Raw genomic sequence first — 8,796 nt, forward strand, 5'->3', positions numbered from 1 at the left:
AATCACTCGCCATCACGCCGCAGTCGAAGTAACACACTACACATGCGATTCGCGGTACATATCCTGCCACGGCTGGCCATGATGCTAGCACTGGTGCTGGCCATGGTCGGCACCGGATTTGCACATCGCCATGACCGCGCCGTTGACTCGCCCGACTATGCCGCCTTTGTCGCCGCAGGCGGCACATTAAGCGATCTCTGTGGTGACAGCACGGACCCAGATCACGGTGCTCTTGCAAAATGTGAGGCCTGCCGACTGACCGCTGCGGCCCTGATGCCGAGCCATCCAGAAACGCCCGGCCTGAGCTTGGTACAGCGTCCGAGAACACGCGCAGCCGTCGTCAAACCGCTGCGCCGAGACCGCCCGCGTGGTCCGGCACATCGCACCCGGGCCCCTCCAGCGCCATTGACCTTCCTTCTCTGACGTCAATTGCAAACTATGCGCTGCCACACCGGCAGCGAAAAAAGGCCTGGAGCCAACCTATGACCCTGCCCCATTCCCCCGTGCAGCCGCAGGGCCGCACGCAGAAACTCTATTTTGCTGCCTGGCGGTGGCATTTCTATTCCGGTCTGTTCGTCATTCCGTTTCTCGCAACACTCGCGCTAACCGGGCTGGCCATGCTGTGGATCGCCTGGGTTGACGGGCGCGATGGCGAACGTACCCCCGTCACTGCCCAAGCCCACGCCCTGCCACTTTCGGCGCAGGCCGATGCCGCGCAGGCAATCCTGCCTGATGGCATCTTGAAAACATATGTGGCCCCCCGAGGGGCCGACCTCGCCGCGCTCTTTCGCATCGATCACGACGGTGACGCAGTGATGGTTGCGGTTAACCCGTATACAGCCACGGTCATCGAAACCTTCCCGCGCCGCAGCGGATGGTATGATTTCGCCGACAGTCTGCATAGCGATCTGATGCTCGGCGTCACTGGCGACCGCATCCTGGAAACCGCTGCCTCTCTGACCATGCTGCTGATCGCGACCGGCCTATACATGTGGTGGCCCCGAAATCTGGGCTGGCGCCACGCATTGCTGCCGAGCCGGGGACGCGGCCGGACGACATGGAGATCTCTGCACGGGGTGGTCGGTTTCTGGATTTCGCTTTTCCTTGCACTGTTTCTGGTTTCAGGCCTTGCCTGGGCCGGTCTCTGGGGTGGGAAAATGGTTCAGGCCTGGAGCCAGTTTCCGGCGGAGAAATGGGACAACGTCCCCCTGTCCGGCGATACCCATGCCAGCATGGACCACACCCGCCGCGAGGTTCCCTGGGCACTTGAGCAGACGCCGATGCCAGCTTCAGGGGGAACTGCGGGCATCAGCGGTGTTATCGGTGCAACTGTCGACATCGACAGCGTTGACGCCCTGGCGCGCCAGATCGGATTTGGCGGACGATATCAGCTCAGCATTGCACGCGGCGATACCGGTGTCTGGACCCTAAGCCGCGATTCCATGAGCACCGACAGTATCAACCCCACCTCTGACCGGACTGTCCATGTCGACCGCTACACCGGCAAGATTCTGGCGGATGTCCGATTTGCCGATTATTCTTGGCCCGGAAAGGCGATGGCCGTCGGGATTGCCCTCCATATGGGCACGTTGGGGCTGTGGAGCGTTCTGGCAAATACGCTGGTTTGCCTCTCCATCCTGTTTCTATGTGCCAGTGCCGTGGTGCTCTGGTGGAAGCGTCGTCCTGCCAAATCAGGCCGTCTCTCCGCCCCGCCGATGCCCAAGGAACTGCCTCTCTGGAAAGGCGCAGGACTGGTCGGGATTGCCGTATGCATTGCCTTTCCGATGGCGGGGCTGGCTCTTCTGTCGCTGCTGATGCTGGACGGGTTGATCCTGACGCGCCTGCCCGCGCTACGCCACCGCCTGACATAACATCAGTCGAAACATGCGACAGATACGCCAGCGACCAGGCATGCGCACGACCCAAGATATGACTGCACCGCCCGATGGGCGGTGCAGAGGGTCTCACTTCTGAGATGCGCTGGCCGGATCGCGGAGCCGGTCACGCAGTTTGTGCAATGTCACCACGGCGCTGCTATCGTTGAGATTGATACCGCCGGTTTCCTTCGCAAGCTTCTGTAGTTCCGCATAGAACTTTCCCAGGGCCGCAAGCGTCTGCACGACAAGATCGAAATCCTGCAGCGATTGCCGCTCTTCGCGGGTTGGAGGCGTCCCACGCTCAAAGATTGTAAGCACCGTATCTTCAAGCGCCTGCACCTGCGTTTGCAACCGCTGCATTTCCGCGCGTGACACATCGCAAAGATCACTCACCGTGTGACCCTTTGGCGGTGGTGTCGACTGCATGTTCATAGGCGGCCAACCACTTGCTCGATTGCCTGCTTCATAGTGGCAACGGTGAACGGCTTGCGAATGATGTTATTCATCGCCAGGCGACGACCGACTTCAACGATCTCCGGTGTCGGTTTGCCCGTGACGAGGATAAAGCCTACACGTTGTGTCACGCGGTGCTCACGCAGCGCTTTCAGCAGGCCAAGCCCATCCATGCCCGGCATGTTGTAGTCGGACAGCACCAGGTGAACCGGATTGGTCACGAGCTTCTGAAACGCAGATTGCCCGTTGTTTTCAACCATGTAGTTACTCACGCCAAGCTCGTCCAGACATTGGGTCAGGATGCCTCGGCTGGTAGACATATCGTCAACGACCATCACACGCAGAGAGTCTTTCAAGCTCATTTTTAGTTCCTCATTTTCTCTTTTTTTGCCGGACTGCTCAGGTGTTCCCACCGGCAGGAGAGTTTAAGTAAGTGGTGATCCCGACGGTCTGCAGCGCCGATGCCGCAGGGCCGGACATACGTTCCGAGTGGCCGATAAACAGATAGCCTCCCGGATTGAGACTGCGCTGAAAGGCGTGCCAGACCTTTTGCTGGGTCGGGGTGTCGAAGTAGATGGCCACGTTTCGACAGAAGATGGCGTCAAACTTTCCTTTGAACGGAAAGGGTTCGATCAGGTTGAGCACACCAAATGTCAGCAGGGCACGCAGATCTTCGCGGATCGCACCATCTTGCCCTTCGATCTTATAGTAGCCGCTGTATTTCTGCGGGATCTGCGACAGCTCTTCAGCGGAGTAGCGTGCCGACGACGCCTTGCGGACAACAACAGGATCGATATCGGTGCCAAGGATTTTGACATCCAGTTTCTCAACATCCGGGCACAGTTCCTTAAGCACCATCGCGATGGTGTAGGGTTCCTGCCCGTTCGAACACCCTGCCGACCAAATTCGCACCCGATCTCCGCGACGCGCCTTTTCCAGGAGCGGCGGCAGCACGTCGTCGCGCAAAGTGTCAAAGTGATGCGGCTCTCGAAAGAACTGCGTCACATTTGTCGTCAGCAGAGACAGCAGCTCGCTGCGCTCCACATCCGCATTTGGTCCGTTCAACTCCTTCAGGTAGGATTTGAAATCGGTATAGTTGAGCTTGCGCAACCGCCGCGCCAAGCGAGAAGAAACCAAGGGTTTCTTGCTGCTGGACATGGCCAGCCCAAAGTGCTTGTGCGCGAAATCGGCGATGGCTTCGAAATCCTGATCAGACAGGGTGAAACCATCCGCACGAGAATCAATGGGATTGGCAATGGTCACGAGATCACCTGTTCCGGTACAGTGATGACCGCATCCAGATTGATGATCCGCACCATGGTTTCATCGTGCGAAATAATCCCTTGGATGTAGTCCATCGTGTTGCGACTATCCACCGGCGGGGTGTCCTGGATATCATCCGGGTTGATCGAGATGATCTCCGATACGGACTCTGCCAGCAGACCAACCGGCTTGCCGTGCACCGAGACAACGATCACGACGTTTCGCTCGCTCGCTTCGGTCTGCTGCAGCCCAAACCGCGCGGACAGATCGTAGATCGGGATCACCGCGCCGCGTAGGTTCATCACGCCCAAGACATCTGCGGGCGCATGAGGCAGGATCGTCACCGGAGACCAGCGACGGATTTCCCGGATCTGCGTGATTTTCAGACAGAACGCCTGACCAGCAACGGTGAAACTGACAAATTCGCTGTGCTGGGCGTGTTTGACTTCTGAATCTTCATATTTGGCTTCAGCTTGCGATTGCATTGCTTATTCTCCGCTCTGTGTCGAAAGCGGCTGCAGAAGGCGAAGCCGCAAGAATACTTTCAGGATCAAGGATCATAGCGATCTTACCGTCACCAAGAATGGTGGCAGCGGCGACGCCGGGAATATTCCCGCAAACGCCATCGAGGCTTTTGATGACCACCTGGCGTTGATCGTGAATATCGTCCACGGCCAAGGCACTGCGCTGACCAGTCTCCGTTTCTACCAGAAGATAGACGCCCGGTGGCTGATCCTGGTCGGCCTTGGACAATCCAAGCGCCCCGCCCACATCGCAAACAGGGACGAAGTTACCCCTGATCGACAGCAGCGTGCCATCGGCCCCCAGATTGTTGACCATGTCATCACTGCCGCGCATTGTTTCGACAATGGACGTGATCGGGACAACCATCGTTTGGTCGGCGACCGAAACAACCATTCCATCCATGACTGCAAGTGTCAGGGGCAGAATGATGGTGAAGACCGACCCCTTGCCCGGGGTAGAGGCAATATTGATCCGCCCGCCCAAAGCTGTGACAGCGTTTTTGACCACATCCATGCCAACACCACGCCCGGAGAGATTGGAAATCTCTTTGGCTGTGGAGAAACCAGGCAAGAACAACAGGTTGTCGATCTCGCTGTCGGTCAGGTCCGCATTCTCTGGAATGAGACCTTTGTCGATCGCGATCTGCTTCACCCGCGGGCGATTAACGCCGGCACCATCGTCCTTGATCTCGATACAGACACTACCGGACCGGTGAGACGCTGACAGACGGATCTCGCCACTGCGGCTTTTACCCGCAGCTTCGCGATCGTCGGGCTTTTCGACACCGTGATCGACCGCGTTCCGCAAGATATGGGTCAACGGATCGGAGAGACGCTCGATGACCGTCTTGTCGACCTCGGTATTCTCACCCTCGGTGATCAGCTTAGCTGTTTTTCCAGTTGCGGCTGAGGCCTCACGAACAATCCGCGCCATACGCTGAAACAGCGGTTTGACGGGTTGCGCGCGAATAGACATGACACCTTCCTGGATATCGCGGGCAAGATTTTTAAAGCCCTCCAGTTCGGTCTCGACGTCCCGCAGATCCGCAACATCAAGGTTGGCAATTTGCTGTGCCAACATCGAATGGTTAATGATCAATTCGCCGACGGCGTTGATCAGACGATCGACGCGTTCCAGGTCGACCCGCAGCGTTGGATTTGGCCCACGCTGCTCGGACTTCGCGGCCTCAGCTTTTGGCGCAGCCGCTTTCGCGGCCACCGGGGCCGCCACAGCCTCCGGTTCTGGAGCTGAGACCGGCGGTTCAAAAGGGGCAGCCACCTGATCACCGCCTTCCTCTGGAGCGGCACCAAATGCAGCCTCCAGTGCAGCCAGAGCATTGGCCTCGTCTTCTTCATCCATGTCGGATTCGATGGACAGCTCGCACAGCCCTTCGACAAATTCAAACACAGATTCGATTGCAGACTTTGGCTCTGTTGTGGTGAGCGTCAAGGCCCAGATAAGATAGCTCTCGTCGGTATCCAGAGCATCGAAACCTGGCAACTCGCTCTCGTCAAGCGCCACCTCCAGCGTGCCCAGATCAGCTAGCGTCTGGAACAGGAAGTAAGGCTCGTTACCGGTCCCGTACATGTCTTTCAATGGATGGAAACGGATCGAGTAAACCCGCTCTTTCTCCACCTCGATTGGCGACATCTCAAAGGCACCGCCCAACCCCATGGGCTGGAAAACCACCTCTTCTTCATCCTCATCGATATATTCCTCGAGAGCCGCGATGAGCACATCGTGATGGGCCTCATCGGTGCTGCCACCATCGCGCGCGGTCGAAACGAGATCAGAGAGATGATCGCTGGAGCGCAGCAACAGCTGGATCAGCTTGGTATCAAGACCAAGCCGGTTGGCCCGCACTTCGTCAAAGACGGTTTCGAATTTATGGGCAAAGGCCACCAGCTCATCCAAGCCAAATGCGCCCGCCCCCCCTTTGATCGAATGAACCGCCCGGAAGACAGCATTGACCACCTCAGGGTCATGATCGCCTCCTTCGATAGCGGTCAAACCCTCATCCATTGCTTCGAGGAGCTCTTCGCACTCCTCGAAGAATGTGTCCTGTATCGACCCGGCCATCTTAGGCTGCGGCCCCGGTGACGCGTTTCAGCGCGAAAATCAGGGATGCGTCGTCGAATGGTTTGGTGATCCATCCGGTCGCGCCGGCACCGCGGGCGCGGGCCTTCAGTTCGGGCGCGCTCTCGGTGGTCAGGACCAGGATTGGAACCTTGGAATTGATGCCTTCCCCGCGCAGCTCTTCGATGACGCCGAACCCGTCGAGGTTTGGCATGTTGATGTCGGTAATCACCACATCCGGAGCCACGTCGGCATACATGTCCACACCTTCGCGGCCATCCACCGCGCAATGGTATTCAAAACCGGCCTCTTCAAGAGCGGCGGCCAGGAGATTCCGGATCGTGCGGGAATCGTCGATTGCCAGAACTTTCGTCTTCATGCTGTTTCCTCGTCTTCAAATCGGTTGGGCTCGAGCCCCAAAAGAGTGAGCGATTTCCGGCACCCTTCAGTGATCTTAGAGACTGAGAACCCCAGCCCCTCCGATCGCCATTGCTGTTCTGCGCTCAGCAGAAGCTGCAGGCAGCGTGACGGCATGACCGCCACACTGCTGCAATCAATCTCCACTGCCTGAGTGCGCGCCCCGCGCAAGAATGAAATCAGCGGATCAAGATCCGAGAAAGCATTGGGCAGGTCCAAGATGTGTTTTTGCGTTTCCGTCGTCATGGTCAGCGATTCGCACCCCCGTATTCGGCGACAGGTTTCAAGTCGATACGGTAGGAGTAGACGCCGGGCCTTAATATTTGATTGCCGGACCGGCGCCCCGGGGCCCGGAATTAGCGAGGATTTGGCGGTAAAAACCAACTGCAATTTCGCAAAATTTTACCGGCTGCAAATCGTCTGAATTTTTCCGCCTGGCGTACCGCCACAAAAACAGCAGCAGCGTAGGGTAATATAATTATACGGACTCCGGCGGTGCCCCGGCTGTGGAGTTTTACCGGGAAATTGCCGTGAAAAACCAACCGCTCGTAAGCTCGAAATTAACTCCTAGCAGGCATCAAGAAGGGAAAGCAGAGGCCACCATCCTCTTCTTGTGCCTGTGAATGGAGTGTCCGATGAAAATTATTCCCACCTTGCGTCTGGCGTATAAGTTGCCCCTCTTCATTGTGGGGTTCGGTGTGCTGATAACGGCGGCTTTCGTCACGATCAGCTCGGTTGCGCTGCAAAATGCGGCGATAAAACACGCCGAACAACAATTCCACGCGATGACAGAGGATCGCCGTGTTGCCCTGCGTGCGCTGATGGAGGGTATCGAGGCGGATGCGTCGACCTTGGCCACCATTCCGTCGACGGCCACCGCGCTGGAGTGGTTCACGATGACCTGGGACGGGATCGAAGGTGACGCACAGAAGGTTCTGCGGAACGCCTATGTTGACGCCAACCCGAACAAAGCCGGCGAAAAACACCTCCTTAACCGGGGGGTCGGCGATTCGCCTTATCACATGCACCATGCCCGTTTTCATCCATCACTGACTGCCGTTCTGCAGAACAAGGGGTATTACGACGTCTTCTTGATCAACCCGGCAGGCGACATCGTTTATTCCGTGACGAAGGAAGCGGACTATGCCTCTAATCTGGTTGATGGCGCCTATGCCGCATCAGGTCTGGGCAAGGCATTCCGCTCGGCCATCAAGGCATCGGCGGGAACCGTGATCTTTGCCGATCTCGAAGGCTATGCGCCCAGCAACGGCGATCCGGCCGCATTTGTTGCGACTCCAGTGTTCGATGGTGCAGGAAAACTTCAGGGTGTCCTGGCGTTGCAAGTGCCCGTCGAGATGCTGACGAATATCGTAAACCCGGCAAGCGAGATGACCGAAACGCTGAATGTGTTCATCGTCGGTCAGGATATGAAAGTCCGCACCAAATCGCGCCATGACGACCATCACAAGGTTCTTGACGAACTGGACACAGCCGAGCACCTGTCTGACGCCCTCGCTGGCAATTCAGGCTTCTATGCCAACACAACTGGTGTGACCGGCAGTGCTGTGGTCGCCTACTCTGAGCCCGTAGGCCTGCCGCAGGCCAACTGGGCGATCGTGGCCGAACAGGACCGCGCAGAGCTGTTTGCCCCCGTAAACCGCGATCGCAATCGTCTGCTGTTGATCTCGCTGGCCTGTGCCGCAGGTATGTCTGTATTCGGCTGGCTGTTTGCGCGCTCGATCACCAAGCCGATCAACCGGATCTGCGGTAGAATCGAAGAGGTTGCGTCCGGGAATCTCGAATCACCGATCCCGGAAGCGAATCAAAACGATGAAATCGGCGATATCGGCAAGCAGTTGATCAGCCTGCAGGATGATCTGAAACAGGCTCGCTCGGCGGAACTGGAGCGCGCGGAACTGCAGCGGCAACAGGAAATCGTCGTCGAACAGCTGAGCTCCGGCCTGGTGCGTCTTGCCGGTGGCGATTTCTCCCAGCCGATCAGCGATCCGTTCCCGGCGCATCACGAGAAGCTGCGGGAGAATTTCAACCGCACCGCGGAAACGCTGAGCGCCACTGTGACCCAGGTGATCGACACCGCCGAAAGCATCCGCAACGGCGCCAATGAGATCAGCCAGGCCTCCGACGACCTGTCCAACCGCACCGAAAGCCAGGCCGCCACGCTGGA

At 57.8% G+C, this 8,796-nt stretch carries 10 protein-coding genes; 3 read left to right on the forward strand and 7 right to left on the reverse strand.

The genetic code is table 11. The features are described 5' to 3' along the window. Nucleotides 1–42 precede the first annotated feature (42 nt). Together VXL81_RS09740 and VXL81_RS09745 are read left to right on the forward strand one after the other, a co-directional pair. Complete coding sequence (locus VXL81_RS09740) at nucleotides 43–423, forward strand: DUF2946 family protein (RefSeq protein ID WP_416554035.1); 381 nt, start codon at nucleotides 43–45, stop codon at nucleotides 421–423. Between the two features lie 59 nt (nucleotides 424–482). Then, nucleotides 483–1,871: a PepSY-associated TM helix domain-containing protein gene (locus VXL81_RS09745; protein WP_416554037.1), complete on the forward strand. Its 1,389-nt coding sequence runs from the start codon at nucleotides 483–485 to the stop codon at nucleotides 1,869–1,871. A 93-nt stretch (nucleotides 1,872–1,964) separates the two neighbouring features. On the opposite strand, the gene VXL81_RS09750 is transcribed toward VXL81_RS09745, so the two are convergent. The 7 genes from VXL81_RS09750 to VXL81_RS09780 are packed head-to-tail and all read right to left on the reverse strand — an operon-like array spanning nucleotide 1,965 to nucleotide 6,857. Beyond that, nucleotides 1,965–2,270, reverse strand: coding sequence for a hypothetical protein (locus VXL81_RS09750; protein WP_340547712.1), 306 nt, complete (start codon nucleotides 2,268–2,270; stop codon nucleotides 1,965–1,967). A gap of 35 nt (nucleotides 2,271–2,305) precedes the next feature. After that, on the reverse strand, nucleotides 2,306–2,692 hold the full coding sequence (locus tag VXL81_RS09755; RefSeq protein ID WP_340547713.1) for a response regulator: 387 nt from the start codon (nucleotides 2,690–2,692) through the stop codon (nucleotides 2,306–2,308). 37 nt (nucleotides 2,693–2,729) lie between these two features. Continuing rightward, nucleotides 2,730–3,593 (reverse strand): CheR family methyltransferase, encoded by an 864-nt coding sequence (locus VXL81_RS09760; RefSeq protein WP_340547714.1) that lies wholly within the window; start codon nucleotides 3,591–3,593, stop codon nucleotides 2,730–2,732. After that, entirely contained in the window at nucleotides 3,590–4,078 is a 489-nt protein-coding gene (locus VXL81_RS09765) for a chemotaxis protein CheW (RefSeq protein WP_340547715.1), read from the reverse strand. The genes VXL81_RS09760 and VXL81_RS09765 overlap by 4 nt, the downstream gene beginning before the upstream one ends. Further along, nucleotides 4,062–6,197, reverse strand: a complete 2,136-nt coding sequence (locus VXL81_RS09770) for a chemotaxis protein CheA (RefSeq protein ID WP_416535507.1) — start codon at nucleotides 6,195–6,197, stop codon at nucleotides 4,062–4,064. The genes VXL81_RS09765 and VXL81_RS09770 overlap by 17 nt, the downstream gene beginning before the upstream one ends. 1 nt (nucleotide 6,198) lies before the next feature. Then, nucleotides 6,199–6,573 carry a response regulator gene (locus VXL81_RS09775; protein WP_340547717.1) on the reverse strand — a complete coding sequence of 125 codons (375 nt, stop codon included), beginning with the start codon at nucleotides 6,571–6,573 and terminating at the stop codon, nucleotides 6,199–6,201. Beyond that, nucleotides 6,570–6,857, reverse strand: a complete 288-nt coding sequence (locus VXL81_RS09780; protein ID WP_340547718.1) for an STAS domain-containing protein — start codon at nucleotides 6,855–6,857, stop codon at nucleotides 6,570–6,572. Before VXL81_RS09780 ends, VXL81_RS09775 begins: the two co-directional genes overlap by 4 nt. 389 nt (nucleotides 6,858–7,246) lie before the next feature. Between VXL81_RS09780 and VXL81_RS09785 the strand changes: the two genes are divergently transcribed. Then, a partial coding sequence (locus VXL81_RS09785; RefSeq protein WP_416554039.1) for a cache domain-containing protein occupies nucleotides 7,247–8,796 on the forward strand: 1,550 nt, incomplete at its 3' end.

The organism is Phaeobacter sp. JH204B (assembly GCF_048055755.1).
In the GTDB taxonomy this organism is placed as follows: Bacteria; Pseudomonadota; Alphaproteobacteria; order Rhodobacterales; family Rhodobacteraceae; genus Phaeobacter; species Phaeobacter bryozoorum.

Coding starts and splice junctions, on each gene's coding strand:
- VXL81_RS09740 (WP_416554035.1), top strand. CDS start 43: ATGCGATTCGCGGTACATATCCTGCCACGGCTGGCCATGATGCTAGCA.
- VXL81_RS09745 (WP_416554037.1), top strand. CDS start 483: ATGACCCTGCCCCATTCCCCCGTGCAGCCGCAGGGCCGCACGCAGAAA.
- VXL81_RS09755 (WP_340547713.1), bottom strand. CDS start 2,692: ATGAGCTTGAAAGACTCTCTGCGTGTGATGGTCGTTGACGATATGTCT.
- VXL81_RS09765 (WP_340547715.1), bottom strand. CDS start 4,078: ATGCAATCGCAAGCTGAAGCCAAATATGAAGATTCAGAAGTCAAACAC.
- VXL81_RS09770 (WP_416535507.1), bottom strand. CDS start 6,197: ATGGCCGGGTCGATACAGGACACATTCTTCGAGGAGTGCGAAGAGCTC.
- VXL81_RS09775 (WP_340547717.1), bottom strand. CDS start 6,573: ATGAAGACGAAAGTTCTGGCAATCGACGATTCCCGCACGATCCGGAAT.
- VXL81_RS09780 (WP_340547718.1), bottom strand. CDS start 6,857: ATGACGACGGAAACGCAAAAACACATCTTGGACCTGCCCAATGCTTTC.